The 701-nt window shown below is 61.2% G+C and carries 1 protein-coding gene; it reads right to left on the reverse strand.

Going from position 1 to position 701, the window contains the following annotated elements:
* On the reverse strand, positions 1 to 701 hold a 701-nt coding region (locus tag AC0L3D_RS36835; RefSeq protein WP_473647550.1), incomplete at both ends, for an efflux RND transporter permease subunit.

Below are 701 nucleotides of genomic sequence, written 5' to 3' on the forward strand. Positions count from 1 at the left end.
GCCATGTACCAGCCGTCGCGGTTGTCGTTCTCGTGATGCGGCGGCGCCTTGGCGAACAAGGCGCCCAGCGCCGGTGCAAAGACCAATGCGTAAAGCATCGAGGCCGAGAGTGTGACGATCAGCGTGATCGGCATGTATTTCATGAAGTCGCCGATGATGCCCGGCCAGAACAGCAGCGGCGAGAAGGCGGCGATGCGCGTCATCGTCGCCGCGATGACCGGACCGGCCATGCGCTTGGCGGCAAGCGCGAAGGCCTCTGCCTTCGGCATGCCTTCGCTCATCCGCCGCTCGGCGAATTCGGTGACGATGATGGCGTCGTCGACGAGCATGCCGACCGCCAGGATGAGGCTGAACAGCACGATCATGTTGATCGTGTAGCCCATCATGGCCAACAGCAGGATGCCGATCAGGAAGGACGATGGAATGGCCAGTCCGATCAGCAGCGAGGCACGGCCCGACAGTGCATAGAGAATGACGATGAACACCAGGATCACGGCGATCATGACGTGGTTCTGCAGATCGCCGAGCAACTGGTTGACGAAGACCGATTTGTCCTGCGTGTAGGTGACGTGCATGCCTTCCGGCATGGTCTTTATGAAGGCATCGGACACGGTCCTCACCTGGGCGATCGTGTCGATCAGGTTGGAGCCGATGCGCTTCTTCACCTCGATGGCGATCGCCGGCTTGCCGTCGAGACGGGT

The sequence above is a fragment of the Mesorhizobium sp. WSM4837 genome (genome assembly GCF_055811435.1).